The sequence below is a fragment of the Citrobacter sp. Cpo012 genome (genome assembly GCF_030333015.1).
Classification (GTDB): Bacteria; Pseudomonadota; Gammaproteobacteria; order Enterobacterales; family Enterobacteriaceae; genus Citrobacter; species Citrobacter portucalensis.
Window position 1 is genome coordinate 328,563 of the sequence record NZ_JAOWGR010000037.1, and the last position, 16,740, is coordinate 345,302.

The following is a 16,740-nucleotide window of genomic DNA, read 5'->3' on the forward strand; positions in this document are numbered from 1 at the left end:
TCCTGATTTAGCGGTGAGCACATTTTAGTCGGGCTATGGTTGAAGGAGTAATAGAGAGAGGGGGATTAACGTAATAGAATGATTAGTCATTAAAAAAGGGAACCAGAAAACAGGCTCCCCATTGTAGCTACGTTTTCCTAAGCTCTCTCAGTTTATCCATTATTTTATTGAATTCTTCTGTGAACTTTCTGTGATCTCTTTCTTCTGCTTCTTGCATAATACGAGCGGCTTCAAGCCTTCTTGCTTCAATCAATCTTTGTTCTCGTTCTTTAATCTGAATCTTCAATCTCTGTTCAAATTCTGATATGTCGATAGAAGCAACAATCACCGGATTCTCTAAGAGTTGGTAGAGTGGGGAAAATAAATCTGAATACTGATCTATAGCGTCTTCTGGCGGTGGTGAACGATAGAAGGTTAAACCTTTTCTCCATCGTGATAGTTGTGCATAGTTCAGCTTAGGTTTCTTGCCTGTGCCTTCATACGCCTCTTTCACAGCATCTAACACAGCGGCAGGTTTTACGTCCTTGCTTATCTTTAACGCTTCTTTCATTCGGCGTTCTTGTGGCTGTGTGCTGTCTCCGAGTAAGATCAGATTTACGTTCTTCATTGTCTACCCTTAAATGATTAAGGAAGCATGATAATACACACAGCCTCTTGTGTTCAATCTGATGGCTTCCAATTAGGAAAGATAGCCATCATCATCTCTATTGCTTTCTGTTTTGCCCGTGTTGCTGCCTTCTCTGCAAAGGCTTTTAGTTCAGCTTGTGATTCTTCTTCGATACGTTCGACGATACCCGCAAAAATGGCTTTCTGATTGTCCTCAGAAGCGATAGAAGCAATAACCTGATTTTGTTGCTGTGATGCTCTCAGTTCCGCTGTGAGACGGGCAACTTCTTCCTTTAGCTTTTCTTCTGTGCTCTTACTGGGGGACTGCTGAAATCGTGCGGGAATTTCTCCGAGATCATCGGCGAAAAACTTGTTTAACCATCGTTCTTGTAAACGGCAACCAGCAGATGCATTTAACCATTTGAGGAAAAAACGGAGATTTACATGACCTTCTTTTACAGCAAGGCGTAGCTTTTCTAATTCAATACCACGCTGAACAGAGACACCTGCTTCATTGTTTGGCTTCTTGAATGGTTCAAGATCAATAAGTTTTAGAAAATCTGCTGCTGTTAAAACTGACATAATTATTTCCTCTAAAAAGGCTGGATTGCTCCAGCCTCATTTAGTTTAGATATTCCAATACAAGATGACACTATCACCGAGTTTATCGTTATACACGGTAGTCGCTGGTGTGGCTGGGGTAATCGTTGATGCTGGAACAACGTGAACCACGACAGGAGGATTCACAGGCGTCGCAGGAGTCAGAGGAGTTACGGGTACAACGTGTACGACAACTGGAGTTGGTTGTGGTTGTGGCGGAGTGATATCGGTGATTGTTTTCACTTCACCCGTTTTCAGATTTTCTGCCTTCTCAGCATAGTGACTAGGGCCATATGCACCAACAGTTGCTATGCCAAGTGAGTTGACTGAAGTTTCGATTGCATAACCATCTTCTTTAGCTACGCCCTTAGAGAAACCATACCCAACAGTCTCATTGCCAACATAACCACGAAGGTGAGTGATTGTGAGATCACCTTCTTTCACCATAACATTATGAGTACGCATGGTTGGTGCAATCACTGTTGATGCTACACGAGTCAGGTCAGCGTTTTTGAGCGCGTGGGTAGTTTTCACTGCGTTGGATACATCGTTGTATGCAGTGACTGTACCAATAGCTTCATCACCTTCTTTAGTGCCGTGAATCGACAGGCCGCCAACGCCTTCAACATAGCTATGGTCGGAGAAATGCGTTACATCACCGTTCGTCACGTCAACGGTGTGGGAACGCATTTCAGGCGACACAACAGTTGATGCTGTTTTGGTCACACCATCACGAGTAACTGTTGAGGTACGAACCACACCTGTTTCTTGACTGATTGTGGTTGTCGCAGAATATTGTTCATTAACACCGTTGTAGGCAATGTTTTTAGTAACGACACCATCTTTCACACTGATGGAACGTGTCGTGTTATCTGCAATGGGGTGATCGCTCATATTGATGGAGCCTTTAGAGAATCCTGTGAAGCCACCACCTGCATTCATGCGCTCCGCAAAGTGACCACCAAACGAATGACCACTAAAAGCATGACCAATGTTACCACCATGGCCATGGCCACCAAAATTGTGACCGCCCATACCTCCATGGCCACCGTGACCATGAGCAAAAGCAGACATTGGAAGAACTATTAATACTGCAACCACTGATTTCTTAAACATTTTAATACTCCATTTAGGATTAATAGGGGGTGTCATCATTAATTCTTTATTTCTCATTTTGTTTGTCCCTCAATGACTAAATACTGCCGATTACATAATTAATCGATGCAGTAGCAGCTATTAATAAACCTTTTTTATTTCCGACATAATTGACGAGGGGAGTGTAGCTGGTGGGACCAGCGCACGGGTTGCATTATCATCAAACACAAATACCAACACAACTGCATGATAAACTCAACACAAGATAAAGCACAAATAGTTAATTGTGTGATGATTAATTGTTCTTTTATTTATCCATATATTATGATGTGTATGTGTTCGTTAAGTGTTTCTTTTTTATCTTTTATCAATATGAAAAGTGAACAAAGAATTGAGAAGGTTATGATGTGTTTCTGTATGTTATGTTGTGATTCATAAGAAGATAAAGCAGGTGATCGTGACTGACTGTTGCGCCGTAAAGCAGTTTGCGATTGTGAAGTGTAGAAAGAATAACTCGAACTCAATAGGGGGATCACACCTTGTGATGAGTCATCATCTGGAGAGCCGTGATAAGCGCTTCACACGCAGCAACAAATAGTGTGGGGGGCAAGCATGAAGGGAGAGCGAGAGCGATTATTTTCGATTAATCAGCGTTAACCATGATATCCCGATAATCCTTTATCAGGATATTCATAGTCTGATATTTTCCGAAGCCAGCGATGGGTATAACGTTAGCCTATCAGCATCCAGGTAGCTGGCACAGCAGCAACAAGCAGCAGGCCGATCAGCGCCATCTCCTGGCGTTTTAATACGTTTTCATGCGTGTGCGTTTTACGGGCATAAAGGAAAACCAACAGCCCTGGCGCATATAACACCACAGACAGCAGCAGATGCATCGGACCTGACGCATACAATAACCAGATGCCATAAATACTCGCGCCGATACCGACAGCCTTATGAATCGGACGGGTGGCAATTTTTAACAGAAATGCGCCGACCAGCAAATAGGGCACCAGAATCATCTCTGAGGCGATTGTCAGTAACGTATTGTAGTCGGAGCCTGTGAGCCAGATTAGCACAAGGCAGATTTGTACACAGATGTTGGTTAACCACAGCGATGCCGATGGCGCACCCTGTGCATTCTGTCGCGCAAAAATACGCGGAAACGCTTTGTGCGTGGAGGCGAGGAACGGCACTTCCGCCGCCATAATCGTCCAGCTTAAATAGGCACCGCACACGGAAACAATCAGACCCGCGGCAATAATAATTTCGCCCCATGGCCCCATCATTTTAACCATCAGACCGGCCATTGATGGATTGCGGATCTCTGCCAGTTCTGGCCGCGCGACAACGCCGAGGGATAGCAGGGTGACTAACAGGTAAACGCCCAGTGCGGCGAGTACAGCTAACAGCGTGGCGCGACCAACATCGCGTTTATTTCTGGCGCGGGCAGATACCACCACCGCGCCTTCCACACCAATGAAAACCCACAGGGTGATGAGCATGGTGTTTTTGACCTGCTCCCAGACAGGCACGCCCAACGCGACGCCGGTAAAATCGAGAGTAAAGGTGTCGAGCTTAAACAGCATGAATGCCAGCACGATAAAGAGGCCTAGCGGCAATAGTTTTGCCAGAGTAGCGACCAGGTTAATGCTGGCCGCGGTTTGTACTCCCCGCAACACCAGAAAATGGACTATCCATAACAGTACCGATGCGCCGACAATCGACTGCCAGGTATTACCGTCGCCGAACAGACGTAATTCCGGTGTGTCGGTAAAGAAACTGAGCGCAGAGAAGACGATGACCAGATACGAAACGTTAGCGATAACAGCGCACAGCCAGTATCCCCACGCAGAGCAGAAGCCAATCAACTCGCCGAAACCTTCACGTGCATAGGTGAAGATACCGCCGTCCAGTTCAGGACGGATACGCGTCAGGATCAGCATGGCAAAGGCGAGCAAAAGAATACCCGCACCGGTAATCGCCCAACCAATTAGTAATGCAGCCGGGCTGGCTACTGCCGCCATATTTTGTGGCAGGCTGAAAACGCCAGCGCCGAGCATTGAGCTTAAAACCAGCGCGGTCAGTGCGCTCAGACCCAATTTCTTTTCCATTTGTATCCAGTTACAAAAATGAGAGTGAGAGAATAATTATTTTGGCAAACCGCATAAAAATGGTGAAAGCCACTAAGGCGCGGGATTTTACGGAGAGAAGAGAATGCATGCAATGGGGATAGAGAGATTTGTGACTAATAGTGTGAAAAGTTGTCTTAATACTGCTGTTTTTGTTTTGTCTGGAAACAGAACTGCGCGAAATTATCAGGTCTACAAGGACTGTAGACCTGATAAGGCATTGGGTATTACTTATACAGATCGGCGCTGATCGTCACGTTGTTACCACGTTCTGACCACTGGCGGGTAATGTGATAGTACTTCGCGCCTTTCTTCGCTGCGCGTTTTGCTACCTGATAAGAGACTTCCGTCATGTTGCCGTAGTTACCGGTGAACTTGATGCTGTCGAACGGTACCATCATGGCGGCGGTCGCTTTGTTCAGCTCCTCAACTTTGGTTCCATCCGGTAGCGTGACAGTGTAACGTCCGCCTTTGGTGGATTGCGTTTCGAAGAAGCGGCCGACTTCAGCACTCGGAGAAGCGGTAGTTGCTACGCCCGGGATCTCAACTTTCTTCGCGGCTTCGCCACCTGCTGCTAATGCGGCACGACCAGCATCTGAATCTGCTGGGATCGCATCAGGGCTTTGTACAATGCGTTTTTTCGCATCAGCTTTATAGATGAATGCAGTAATACGCTGGTTGCCGCCCTGGTTAGCATCGACCTGACGCACGATATAGAAGGAGTAAGCACCTTTCTCTTTCGCTGCTTTGGTGATGGCATCGTTTACTTCAGGCTGGCTACGGTAGAAACCTTGCACTGTAACGGTGTCGTAAGGTTCTATCAGAACGGCCTGATCTTTTGGCAATTCCATAACGCCGTTAATGACACGGTTTTTTGACGCTTCCGCTTTTTCAGCGTCGGCTTTATAGACGTCGGCAACAACGCGCCAGTTACCGCCGCTGCCAAAATCTGAGGTATCAACAACATAAAAGGAGGCTGCACCGTCTTTATCTGCACGGCGCGAAACGGCAGCAACCGCATCACCGATAGCATTAAAACGACCGGTGACCACAATGCGGTCATAGGGTTTCAGGGCAGCCGCTTGCTCCGGCGTCAATTCTGTCGCTGCATTTACAGAAAAAGCAGTCGCAGAAATTAGTGCGGACGCCAGGAGAGTGTTCTTAAGCTTCATAAAAATAATCCTTCGCCTTGCGCAAACCAGGTACTGGTATTGTTATTGACTAGAAACGTCGCTGATTATTGCATTTAAATTGTGTCAGTGTCTGCGTCATTTTTCACTCATCGTGTCACGTTAGGTAACAACAGCGATAACATTTTGTGATATGCCGAAAATTTCGGCGTTTGGTGACCAAAACTGATAAAGCAGTTGAATTTCATAAGTTAATTTAATGTTAATTAATTGTTTTTGGCAGGTAGGTAATCATGTTTTGCCGCTTCGCTTGAGCGAATTATCAGCCTTTGTGGGCTATTTTTAGGGCATTTTATCTGTCTGAGGTTCGATTCATCTCTATTTCGCGAATTTCATAATAAATACTGTTTTTTGGCGCTAGATCACAGGCGTCATTTTCAGTAGGTTATACAGAGTTTGTTACTGTTTTATTTTATTGAGGTAACACTGACCTCTTTCGAGAGTGCGCGCATGCCTCGTGCGAACATTGATAAACCATCATCATAATTACAGATGGAAGGGAACATTATGCGAATTGGCATACCAAGAGAACGGTTAACCAATGAAACCCGCGTTGCAGCCACGCCGAAGACGGTTGAGCAGCTGCTTAAACTGGGTTTCAGCGTCGCGGTTGAAAGCGGTGCAGGTCAACTGGCGAGTTTTGACGATAAGGCGTTTGTACAAGCAGGCGCAGAAATTGTTGATGGAAATGCAGTCTGGCAGTCAGAGATCATCCTGAAGGTCAATGCGCCGGGGGAGGCGGAAATTCCGTTACTCAATCCGGGCACGACGCTGGTGAGTTTTCTTTGGCCCGCGCAAAACCCTGAGCTGCTGCAAAAACTTGCAGAGCGCAACGTGACGGTCATGGCGATGGACTCCGTGCCGCGTATTTCGCGCGCGCAGTCGCTGGATGCCTTAAGCTCGATGGCGAACATCGCCGGGTATCGCGCTATTGTTGAAGCTGCACATGAATTCGGTCGCTTCTTCACCGGCCAGATCACCGCCGCAGGCAAGGTTCCACCTGCCAAGGTCATGGTGATTGGTGCCGGTGTGGCAGGTCTTGCGGCGATCGGTGCGGCAAACAGCCTGGGCGCTATCGTGCGCGCTTTTGATACCCGTCCGGAAGTGAAGGAACAAGTGCAGAGTATGGGCGCAGAGTTCCTTGAACTGGACTTTAAAGAAGAAGCGGGCAGCGGCGATGGCTATGCCAAAGTGATGTCCGAAGCGTTCATCAAAGCCGAAATGGAACTCTTTGCTGCGCAGGCGAAAGACGTCGACATTATCGTTACCACAGCGCTGATTCCGGGCAAACCGGCCCCGAAACTGATCACCCGTGAAATGGTCGATTCGATGAAAGCGGGCAGCGTAATTGTCGATCTTGCCGCGCAAAACGGCGGTAACTGCGAATATACCGTGCCTAATCAGGTGACCACCACCGAGAACGGGGTGAAGGTTATCGGCTATACCGATCTGCCAGGCCGTTTGCCAACGCAATCTTCCCAGCTGTACGGCACGAACCTCGTCAACCTGCTCAAACTGTTGTGCAAAGAGAAAGACGGCAATATCACTGTCGATTTTGACGACGTGGTTGTGCGTGGTGTCACGGTGGTTCGTGATGGTGAAATCACCTGGCCTGCGCCGCCGATCCAGGTTTCTGCTCAGCCGCAGGCAGCGCCAAAAGCCGCACCTGTGCCGAAAGAAGAGAAAAAACCTGTCTCTCCGTGGCGCAAATATGCGCTGATGGCGCTGGTAGTGATTTTGTTTGGCTGGCTCGCCGACGTCGCGCCGAAAGAGTTCCTTGGTCACTTTACGGTGTTCGCGCTTTCCTGCGTGGTGGGTTACTACGTGGTCTGGAATGTGTCACATGCGTTGCATACTCCGCTGATGTCTGTGACTAACGCCATCTCGGGGATTATCGTGGTTGGGGCGTTATTGCAAATTGGCCAGGGTGGCTGGGTGAGTTTCCTGAGCTTTATCGCGGTGCTTATTGCCAGCATTAATATTTTCGGTGGCTTCACCGTGACTCAGCGCATGCTGAAAATGTTCCGGAAAAACTAAGGGGTAACATATGTCTGGAGGATTAGTTACAGCTGCATACATTGTTGCCGCGATCCTGTTTATTTTTAGTCTGGCGGGGCTTTCGAAACACGAAACCTCTCAGCAGGGTAACAACTACGGCATCGCCGGGATGGCGATTGCGCTGATTGCCACGATTTTTGGTCCGGATACCGGCAACGTTGCGTGGATCCTGGTAGCGATGATCATCGGCGGCGCGATTGGTATTCGTCTGGCGAAGAAAGTCGAAATGACCGAGATGCCGGAGCTGGTGGCAATTCTGCACAGCTTCGTTGGTCTGGCTGCGGTACTGGTGGGTTTCAACAGCTACCTGTATCACGATACGGGCCTGGAGCCGATTCTGGTGAACATTCACCTGACGGAAGTGTTCCTGGGTATCTTCATCGGTGCGGTGACCTTTACCGGTTCTGTGGTGGCCTTTGGCAAACTGCGCGGCAAGATCTCCTCTAAACCGCTGATGCTGCCGAATCGTCACAAAATGAACCTGGCGGCGCTGGTTGTTTCTTTCCTGCTGCTGGTGGTGTTTGTTCGTACCGAAAGCGTGGGCCTGCAGGTTCTGGCACTGCTGGTGATGACCATTATTGCACTGGCCTTTGGCTGGCATCTGGTGGCGTCCATTGGCGGTGCGGATATGCCGGTTGTCGTGTCAATGCTTAACTCCTATTCAGGATGGGCGGCGGCGGCAGCGGGCTTCATGCTGAGCAACGATCTGCTGATCGTTACCGGTGCGCTGGTCGGTTCTTCTGGTGCGATCCTGTCTTACATTATGTGTAAGGCGATGAACCGTTCATTTTTCAGCGTTATTGCGGGTGGCTTTGGTTCTGACGGTTCTTCTACCGGGTCTGATGAAGAAGTGGGTGAACATCGTGAGATTACTGCGGAAGACACAGCAGAAATGCTGAAGAACTCGCACTCCGTGATAATCACCCCGGGCTACGGCATGGCAGTGGCTCAGGCACAGTATCCGGTCGCGGAAATCACTGAGAAACTTCGCGCGCGCGGCATCAAAGTGCGTTTTGGTATTCACCCGGTAGCAGGGCGCTTGCCAGGTCATATGAACGTGCTGCTGGCGGAAGCCAAAGTACCTTATGACATCGTGCTGGAAATGGATGAGATCAACGATGATTTCGCCGATACCGATACCGTGCTGGTCATTGGTGCCAACGACACGGTAAACCCGGCGGCGCAGGATGACCCGCGCAGCCCGATCGCCGGCATGCCGGTGCTGGAAGTGTGGAAAGCACAGAACGTAATTGTGTTCAAACGTTCAATGAACACCGGCTATGCAGGTGTGCAGAACCCGCTGTTCTTTAAAGATAACACCCATATGCTGTTTGGCGATGCCAAAGCCAGCGTGGATGCGATCCTGAAAGCGCTGTAATTGCCAGTAAAAGTAAGACGGCCTCTGCGGAGGCCGTTTTTTTTATACATCCAGTTTACGCTGGGTGATCCATTCCACACGAGCCGGATCGCGATGCGAGAAGAACGCGCTGGTTCCGCTGTCCATCGCGGCAATTTGCGTCATCTCTTCCGCCGTTAGGGCAAAGTCCAGCACCTGAATATTCTCGGCCATCCGCGTTTTACGCACGGTTTTCGCCAGCGAAATAATCCCACGTTGATAAATCCAACGCAGCACGACTTGGCCAACGCTTTTGCCATATTTTTCACCAATAGCCGCTAAGACCGGGTTCTGAAACAGGTCATTGCGTCCTTCAGCGAACGGTGCCCAGGCTTGCGGTTGAATATTCCGGCTCTGCATCCAGGCCACGGCATGCGGCTGCTGATGAAAAGGATTCACCTCAATCTGGTTAACGGCTGGAATAATGCGGTTGAAAGCGATTAAATCCGCCAGACGATCCGGATGAAAGTTACTCACGCCAATCGCGCGGATTTTCCCTTCTTCATATAATTCTTCCATCGCGCGCCAGGCACCGTGCACATCGCCATAGGGCTGATGAATCAAATAAAGGTCAATATAATCCAGTTGAAGCCGTTGCAGAGAACGTGCGAATTGCGCCTTTGCGCCTGCATAGTTGGTATCTTGTAACCACAGTTTGGTAGTCACAAAAAGCGCCTCGCGGGGGACTCCGCTTTGCTTAAGTGCATTGCCGACCTGAGTTTCATTCTGGTAGGAGGCAGCGGTATCAATCAGGCGATATCCTGTATCAATGGCATCCCGTACGGCTTGCTCACATTCGCTGGCATCAGTCATTTGATAAACGCCAAATCCGAGCAGGGGCATCTCAACACCGTTATTCAGAACTGTTGTATTCATTGGGTTCTCCTGAGCATCATCGTTGCATTGGCTGCAGATTAGCAAATCTGTGTTGATACGATTAGTCTGTGAAATTCGCATGGACCTATGAGTAGAATTCATTTCTGAAAGGTAATTGTTGGAAGTCAGTCACAAAATATGACGCATATGATTTCACCATTCATGATCTCAGTTCATAAACTCATGCGGTTTTAACCGTCTAATCACGGCAATACGTTGTCTATATACTGCGACCTGACTTTTTAGAACATGACAGGGCACTATGCGTACACGTGAACATGCCTCACCGGTAACTACCGCAAGCCAGACCGGTCTTACTTTTATTCTGATCCTCAGTGGCCTGATGGCCTTTACATCGCTTTCTACCGATATTTATCTTCCAGCAATGCCGACGATGGCCGAGGATTTACATGGCAATGTTGAGCTGACGATTACTGGTTTCTTAATTGGTTTTACTATCGCACAGTTGATTTGGGGGCCGATTAGCGATCATATGGGACGGCGCAAGCCGCTGTTTATCGGCATGGTGCTATTTATCATTGGTTCCGCAGGGTGTGCGCTGTCTACAAGTATCACGCAAATTGTTTTCTGGCGGGTATTTCAGGCGCTTGGAGCCTGTACCGGACCTATGCTGGCGCGAGCGATGATCCGCGATCTCTTTGCACGTACTCGTGCGGCGCAAATGCTCTCGACCCTGGTGTTGGTTATGGCGATTGCGCCAATCGCCGGACCGTTGATTGGCGGGCAAATTATTCGCCTGAGCACTTGGCACTCTATTTTTTGGCTACTGGTAGTGATTGGTGCGCTGATGTTTATCTCCCTAAACTGGCTGCCCGAAACATTGCCGGAAGATAAACGGGTGAAAGCCTCTTTGGCTGGCGCATTTCGTAATTACCGCTCGTTGTTAACGAATGGGCGTTTTATGCGCTATACCCTGAGCCTGACGTTTTATTACGTCGGTGCGTACGCGTTTATTACCGGGTCACCGTTTGTTTATATTAGCTATTACCATGTTGATCCACAGCATTACGGCTGGTTGTTTGCGCTAAACATTATCGGTGTTATGGCGATGAGCGTGGTTAACCGTCGTCTGGTTCAACGACATGCTCTGGAACAACTGCTGAAATATGCGACGATGCTGGCGGCGCTGGCCGCAGTGGCGCTTGCACTGCTGGTTAAGCTGGAGTCAGGCGGAATTGTTGCCATTATCGTTTCCATTTTTCTGCTGTTCTCGATGAATGGCATTATTGCCGCGACGTCGACTGCCGCGGCGTTGGACGCGGTACCGAACATTGCGGGTTCAGCTTCGGCGCTGATTGGCGCGTTGCAATATGGCAGCGGTATTATCTCATCGTTGCTGCTGGCCGCCTTCAGTGATGGCTCGCCCTGGACCATGGCGTGGATAATAGCGCTATTTACGCTGTTAAGCGCCGTTTTGGCTTTCCGCGTGAAACGATAAAGGAAATGCCCCGCAATGGCGGGGCGAAAACTCATTCTTTGTTCAGATCGCTAAGTAGTACGGCAATACTTTGACCGCCGTTGGTTTGCTCAAGCGCGATTTTCACGATGATGGTCAGCGGCACAGAAAGCAGCATCCCCACGGGACCGAGCAACCAGCCCCAGAAGATTAACGACAGAAATACTACCAGCGTGGACAGCCCCAGCCCGCGGCCCATGATCCGCGGCTCGAGGATATTCCCGAATACCAGGTTGATGACCAGATAGCCTGCCAGAACCACCAGCGCATCATAAAGACCGCTGAATGCCAGCACCTGAGCGATAGGGGGAATGGCCGCCAATACAGAACCGATATTAGGGATGTAGTTCAGGGCGAAGGCCAGTAATCCCCAGACAAAGGCAAAGCGCACATCCAATGCAGCAAGCATGCCCCAGGCGACCAACCCGGTCACAATGCTGATTGCCGTTTTAAGCACCAGATAGTGGGAGACGCTGTCGATGGCGCGTTGAATCGCCGCCATACCTTCAATGGGGCGACTCATCATTTGTTTGAGTTTGTTGGGCAGTTGCGGTACTTCCAGCAGCATAAAAACTACCGTCAGTAGCAGTAAAAATATCGATGACATAGCATTTGAAAGCTGCGCCAGTAAATTGGTCACCAGCGTCATTGCCGCGTTTGGATCGATATATTTGACGAGCTCGTCCACGGAAACGCCGATCCCTGCGCGTTGTAACCATGGTTCAAGATTTTTTAGTGGGATAACCAGTGAAGAGCGATATTGCGGTAGCGTTCGCGCAAGTTCATTTAAGGATGTACCTAAATACGCCAACAGCAGCACCATTAACATTACAATAATAACGATAAGCAATGACACCGCAATTACGCGCGGTATGCGAAGCTTGACCATCCGCTGCACCACGGGATTGAGCACAACGGCTATAAATAACGCCAGAATAAAGGGGACGATGATATCTGCGGCAAAGCGAATACCGCTCAGGATGATAACCAGCATGCCCAGCATAATGACTATTTTTAGACCGTTAAGCGTGATGATCGGTTTCGCCATGTGTATTCCCGCATTTTTCATTTTTGAATCTGCATAATAATGTGATTTGCGTCGAGCCGTTATAACAAAAATCAAACGGGGCAGGTAAAGAAGTGAAAAGACTTTGAGTTCGTCTTGAAGCTATGATACAAATCATCTGTGTTTAACTACCGAGGACAATTATCATCCGCGATGATGAGAAGCAACACTGCGGATAATTGTAATATTATGGACAATATGTTCAGGATGTTTTTGCGTTTACCTACACTTCTTCGTACCTCCTCCACTTTCTTGCTTGCGGGTGAGCAACACTGGCGCAACGCGCTATAGTCCCTTCTTCTGCCTGAGCTGGCGCTGTGCGCTGAGCTAACTAATTTTATTTTTTGGTTTACTGCATGCAGTAGGCCTAAAGGACTATATTCTCAAGCAGGAGAAGCATCATGTTTTACTGGATATTATTAGGTCTGGCCATCGCGGCTGAAATTACTGGTACGCTGTCAATGAAATGGGCAAGCGTTGGCCATGGTAATTCAGGCTTTATTTTAATGCTGGTAATGATCGCCTTATCATATATTTTTCTTAGTTTCGCTGTTAAAAAAATTGCCCTTGGTGTGGCCTATGCCTTGTGGGAAGGTATCGGTATTTTATTTATTACGCTGTTTAGTGTGTTGTTATTTGACGAAACCTTGTCCACGATGAAAGTGGCTGGACTGGTCTCGCTGGTATTAGGCATTGTGCTGATCAAGTCTGGTACTCGAAAACCTGCCAAAACGAGCAAAGAGGTGACCCATGCAGCAGTTTGAGTGGGTTCATGGTGCCTGGCTTGGCATGGCCATCGTGCTGGAAATAGTCGCTAACGTCTTTTTGAAATTTTCTGATGGATTTCGCCGCAAAATTTATGGCGTGCTGTCGCTGGCTGCCGTGTTAGCGGCCTTTAGCGCGCTGTCGCAGGCGGTAAAAGGTATTGACCTTTCTGTTGCCTACGCTTTGTGGGGCGGGTTTGGGATTGCCGCGACGTTAGCGGCTGGTTGGGTGTTGTTTGGTCAGCGCCTGAATAATAAAGGCTGGATCGGCGTGGCGCTGCTGCTGGCCGGAATGGTGATGATTAAACTTGCCTGATATCCGTGCTGCCCGTTAATGCGGGCAGCATATGTTACTCCTGCGCCAACTCTTCCAGCTTATCGCGAAAACCGGTCACGGATATGGCGCGATTATCGGCTCGCCAGCGATCTTTCGCTGCCGGAGCGGAGCTTTGTACGCCAATCAACTGCCAGCCTGAATCTGTCTTCAGCATCAACGGTGAACCGCTGTCGCCCGGGAGCGTGTCGCACTGGTGCGACAAGACGGTATTCTGTGCCCAGCCGGTCACCACGCAATCCTGATGGGTGTACAAATCGTCCAGATGATCTTCCGGATAGCCCGACTGTGTGACTTTGCGATCGGCGGTTTTCAACGCCGCGGTTAACGCCGCTTTATCACCTTCAAATAATGGTAGGGGCGTGATTCCGGAAGGCGGGTAACGCAGCAGCACCAGACCAAAATCCCACGGGGCTGCTGATGGCGGAACAATCCAGCCATCGCCATCTGCTTTCAAACGCTTACCGAGTGAGGGATCAACCCGTCCTTCGATTCCATGGATTTCATAGCGCCAGACACCCTTTTTCGACACAAAGCGTAACGCGACGGCTTTATCCGGTTTGCCTTTCGGTGGAGCGAGCAAGCAGTGTCCGGCAGTCAGGGCCAGATGCGGTGAAATGAGCGTGGCGGTACACAGATTACCATTGGCGGTTTCCAGTTGTCCGATAGCGTCCCACGGTGATTGCGTTGGGTCCGTTACTTTCGTGCGATCGTCATGACCAAAAAACAGCGTTTTTATGCTTTCTGCTTCAGCGGTGGTCGTTGCTGGCTGATCCGCATGCGCAACAACAGGAAAAAAACAAATTGAGCCCAGTAATACAGCAATGGTTTTATGCATATCACACTCTGGTGGGGAATTATGATTATAAACAGCAAACCCTCAGTTAATACTATAGACGGGACGGCGAGAAAGTGGGAGTAAAATCAGATAACTACACTCAGGAAAGATAAAAATGCATGGCAATGAGGGCGCAAATTATCAGAGTAATAAGAATGAACTCAAAGCGGTAATGTGACACCATTTTACCCTCCGAAAGGCGGCGCTACATCAGGTTGATCTAGCGCCGTATGCTATGGCGTGGGGGACGCCATAGTGACTACAAATGCATTATGCTGCAGGTTGAGCTGCTGGTTTAGCGGTGTCGTGTTTTACGGCTTTTTTGGTGTGTTTTTTAGCGGCCTGAGCTTTCTGCTCTGGTGCTTTTTGTTCTGCTGCTGGCTTGGTTGCTGCTTTTTTGGTGTGTTTTTTAGCAGCCTGAGCTTTCTGCTCTGGCGCTTTTTGTTCTACAGCCGGTTTAGTGGTGGATTTTTTAGCGTGTTTCTTGGCAGCCTGCGCTTTCTGCGGCGCTGCTTTGTGCTGTTTTTTATGATGCGTGGTTTTTGCCGGCGCTGCTTTGGTGGTTGCAGCAGCAGTCGGAGCGGTAGTAGCAGTTGTTTCAGCAGCAAAAGCAGCAGAAGACAGACCCATAGCAGCGGCAACAACCAGAGCTAATACTTTTTTCATTCTCATACCCTCGATTTGGTTTTTCATTCAACCCCACTGCGGGGCCGTTGAAATAACTATATCGCTGTAAACACAGGGCTTCCGTGAGTCATTGGTTTCGGCGTGTAACGATATGTACAATGACTCACGGTATGAGATTACAAATAGCGGGATTCCAGATGAGAACGGAAATAACGGCTGCTGAGCGGCTCCCCGGTCGCCTGGGTAATAAGCTGTTCAGTAGTAAAGCGGCTGCCATGCTGCCAGATGTTCTGACGTAACCACTCAAACAGAGCACCGAACTCACCTTGGGCAATAGACTGATTCAAATCAGGCAATGCGCGGTTAGCGGCACTGAACAACTGCGCTGCATACATGGCGCCTAATGTATAGGAAGGGAAGTAGCCAAAGCCGCCGTCAGTCCAGTGAATATCCTGCATACAACCGTTACGGTAGTTTCCGATCGTTGACAGCCCCAGCCAGGCCTGCATTTTCTCGTTCCACAATGCCGGGATATCATCCACTTCAATATCGCCATTAATAAGCGCACGTTCGATTTCATAACGCAGGATCACGTGAGCGGGATAGCTTACCTCGTCGGCATCAACACGGATAAACCCGGGTTTGACCTGCTGGTTCCAGGCGATGAAATTGCTTTCTTCAAACGCTGCCTGATCGCCAAAGTGGCGCGTTACAGCCGGAATCAACCGCATCAGAAAGGCTTTACTGCGTCCCAGTTGCATCTCAAAGAACAGACTCTGGGACTCATGAATGGCGGTTGAGCGTGCCAGAGCAATAGGTTGCCCAGACCAGCTGCGTGGCAGGTTTTGCTCATAGCGCGCATGACCGGTTTCATGGATCACGCCAAACAGCGCGCTGAGTAATTCGTTTTCATCATAGCGGGTGGTAATGCGAACATCTTCTGGTACGCCGCCACAGAAAGGATGTGCACTGATATCCAGCCGACCAGCGGTAAAGTCGAAACCTAGCTGTGCCATTGTTTCAAGACCCAGCTCTCGCTGTACAGCTGTTGGGAAGGGACCTACCGGGGCGATGAGCGATTGCTGAGACTGCTTTGCCACCACCTTGTTTAGCAGATCGGGCAGCCAGCTTTTAACGTCTGCGAAAAGGACATCCAACTGAGCGCTGGTCATTCCTGGTTCAAAGATGTCCAGTAGCGCGTCATACGGCGAACAACCTTTAGCTTCTGCGCGCAGTCGGGCTTCTTCGCGGCTGTACTTCACAACTTCTTTCAGGTTATCGGAAAATCCTTCCCAGTCATTAGCTGGTCGCTGGCTACGCCAGGCATGCTCACAGCGGCTTCCCGCAAGAGATTTTGCTTCTACCAACGATTCGGGCAACAAGGATGCCTGGTGATGCAATCGCGACATTTCGCGCAGGTTCGCCTGTTCTACATCGTTGAGATCTTCCTGTTGCGCTGCGGCGATCCACATTGCCACTTTCGGATCGGTTAACAGTTGGTGCTCAAGCACGCTCAGCTCGGCCAGCGCTTCGCCTCGGGCTTTACTGCCTCCTGGCGGCATCATGGTAAACATGTCCCAACTGGCGATTGCCGAGAGGTGGGAGAAGCGAGAGAGCCGCTGGAACGTGCGGGTGAGCTGATGGTAATTATCATTGTTACTCATTTTTTGTTCTCGTTCTG

At 49.3% G+C, this 16,740-nt stretch carries 17 protein-coding genes; 6 read left to right on the top strand and 11 right to left on the bottom strand.

Going from position 1 to position 16,740, the window contains the following annotated elements:
- Nucleotides 1-127: 127 nt before the first annotated feature.
- The 5 genes from OGX90_RS11500 to ydgH all read right to left on the bottom strand — a co-directional run bounded on the left by OGX90_RS11500 (nt 128) and on the right by ydgH (nt 5,605).
- The gene (locus OGX90_RS11500) at nt 128-607 is read right to left on the bottom strand and encodes a hypothetical protein (protein WP_286573765.1); all 480 of its coding nucleotides are present in this window, start codon (nt 605-607) and stop codon (nt 128-130) included.
- 53 nt (nt 608-660) lie between these two features.
- A complete protein-coding gene (locus OGX90_RS11505) occupies nt 661-1,188 on the bottom strand; it encodes a hypothetical protein (RefSeq protein WP_079933999.1) in 528 nt (175 codons plus the stop codon).
- 45 nt (nt 1,189-1,233) lie between these two features.
- A complete protein-coding gene (locus OGX90_RS11510; protein WP_167819913.1) occupies nt 1,234-2,379 on the bottom strand; it encodes a hypothetical protein in 1,146 nt (381 codons plus the stop codon).
- Between the two features lie 653 nt (nt 2,380-3,032).
- Nucleotides 3,033-4,415 (bottom strand): amino acid permease, encoded by a 1,383-nt coding sequence (locus OGX90_RS11515; protein ID WP_048214240.1) that lies wholly within the window; start codon nt 4,413-4,415, stop codon nt 3,033-3,035.
- A gap of 245 nt (nt 4,416-4,660) precedes the next feature.
- Nucleotides 4,661-5,605: a DUF1471 family protein YdgH gene (gene ydgH / locus OGX90_RS11520; protein ID WP_003832856.1), complete on the bottom strand. Its 945-nt coding sequence runs from the start codon at nt 5,603-5,605 to the stop codon at nt 4,661-4,663.
- A 525-nt stretch (nt 5,606-6,130) separates the two neighbouring features.
- On the opposite strand from ydgH, the gene pntA reads away from it, so the two are divergent.
- On the top strand, nt 6,131-7,660 hold the full coding sequence (gene pntA / locus OGX90_RS11525; RefSeq protein ID WP_286623861.1) for a Re/Si-specific NAD(P)(+) transhydrogenase subunit alpha: 1,530 nt from the start codon (nt 6,131-6,133) through the stop codon (nt 7,658-7,660).
- Between the two features lie 10 nt (nt 7,661-7,670).
- A complete protein-coding gene (gene pntB / locus OGX90_RS11530; RefSeq protein WP_003832859.1) occupies nt 7,671-9,059 on the top strand; it encodes a Re/Si-specific NAD(P)(+) transhydrogenase subunit beta in 1,389 nt (462 codons plus the stop codon).
- A gap of 42 nt (nt 9,060-9,101) precedes the next feature.
- Here the strand turns inward: pntB and OGX90_RS11535 are convergent, their stop codons facing one another.
- On the bottom strand, nt 9,102-9,953 hold the full coding sequence (locus OGX90_RS11535) for an aldo/keto reductase (RefSeq protein WP_032943372.1): 852 nt from the start codon (nt 9,951-9,953) through the stop codon (nt 9,102-9,104).
- 262 nt (nt 9,954-10,215) lie between these two features.
- On the opposite strand from OGX90_RS11535, the gene OGX90_RS11540 reads away from it, so the two are divergent.
- Complete coding sequence (locus OGX90_RS11540; RefSeq protein WP_286623863.1) at nt 10,216-11,412, top strand: multidrug effflux MFS transporter; 1,197 nt, start codon at nt 10,216-10,218, stop codon at nt 11,410-11,412.
- 31 nt (nt 11,413-11,443) lie between these two features.
- Here the strand turns inward: OGX90_RS11540 and OGX90_RS11545 are convergent, their stop codons facing one another.
- The gene (locus tag OGX90_RS11545; protein WP_003832866.1) at nt 11,444-12,478 is read right to left on the bottom strand and encodes an AI-2E family transporter; all 1,035 of its coding nucleotides are present in this window, start codon (nt 12,476-12,478) and stop codon (nt 11,444-11,446) included.
- A gap of 138 nt (nt 12,479-12,616) precedes the next feature.
- Between OGX90_RS11545 and OGX90_RS23900 the strand changes: the two genes are divergently transcribed.
- The 3 genes from OGX90_RS23900 to mdtI all read left to right on the top strand — a co-directional run bounded on the left by OGX90_RS23900 (nt 12,617) and on the right by mdtI (nt 13,576).
- Nucleotides 12,617-12,787, top strand: a complete 171-nt coding sequence (locus OGX90_RS23900; protein ID WP_087050578.1) for a protein YdgV — start codon at nt 12,617-12,619, stop codon at nt 12,785-12,787.
- Nucleotides 12,788-12,894: 107 nt separating this feature from the next.
- Complete coding sequence (gene mdtJ, locus OGX90_RS11550; protein WP_162623449.1) at nt 12,895-13,260, top strand: multidrug/spermidine efflux SMR transporter subunit MdtJ; 366 nt, start codon at nt 12,895-12,897, stop codon at nt 13,258-13,260.
- Nucleotides 13,247-13,576 (top strand): multidrug/spermidine efflux SMR transporter subunit MdtI, encoded by a 330-nt coding sequence (gene mdtI, locus OGX90_RS11555; protein ID WP_003832870.1) that lies wholly within the window; start codon nt 13,247-13,249, stop codon nt 13,574-13,576. Before mdtJ ends, mdtI begins: the two co-directional genes overlap by 14 nt.
- Nucleotides 13,577-13,610: 34 nt before the next feature.
- Here mdtI and OGX90_RS11560 read toward each other — a convergent pair whose 3' ends face one another.
- The 4 genes from OGX90_RS11560 to OGX90_RS11570 form a co-directional block, all read right to left on the bottom strand.
- A complete protein-coding gene (locus OGX90_RS11560) occupies nt 13,611-14,432 on the bottom strand; it encodes a trypsin-like serine peptidase (RefSeq protein ID WP_286623865.1) in 822 nt (273 codons plus the stop codon).
- A gap of 100 nt (nt 14,433-14,532) precedes the next feature.
- A complete protein-coding gene (ydgU, locus tag OGX90_RS23905) occupies nt 14,533-14,616 on the bottom strand; it encodes a small membrane protein YdgU (protein WP_049259791.1) in 84 nt (27 codons plus the stop codon).
- Between the two features lie 86 nt (nt 14,617-14,702).
- Nucleotides 14,703-15,098, bottom strand: coding sequence for an acid resistance repetitive basic protein Asr (asr, locus tag OGX90_RS11565; protein WP_048214236.1), 396 nt, complete (start codon nt 15,096-15,098; stop codon nt 14,703-14,705).
- A 137-nt stretch (nt 15,099-15,235) separates the two neighbouring features.
- The gene (locus OGX90_RS11570) at nt 15,236-16,723 is read right to left on the bottom strand and encodes a carboxypeptidase M32 (protein ID WP_286576759.1); all 1,488 of its coding nucleotides are present in this window, start codon (nt 16,721-16,723) and stop codon (nt 15,236-15,238) included.
- Nucleotides 16,724-16,740 lie beyond the last annotated feature (17 nt).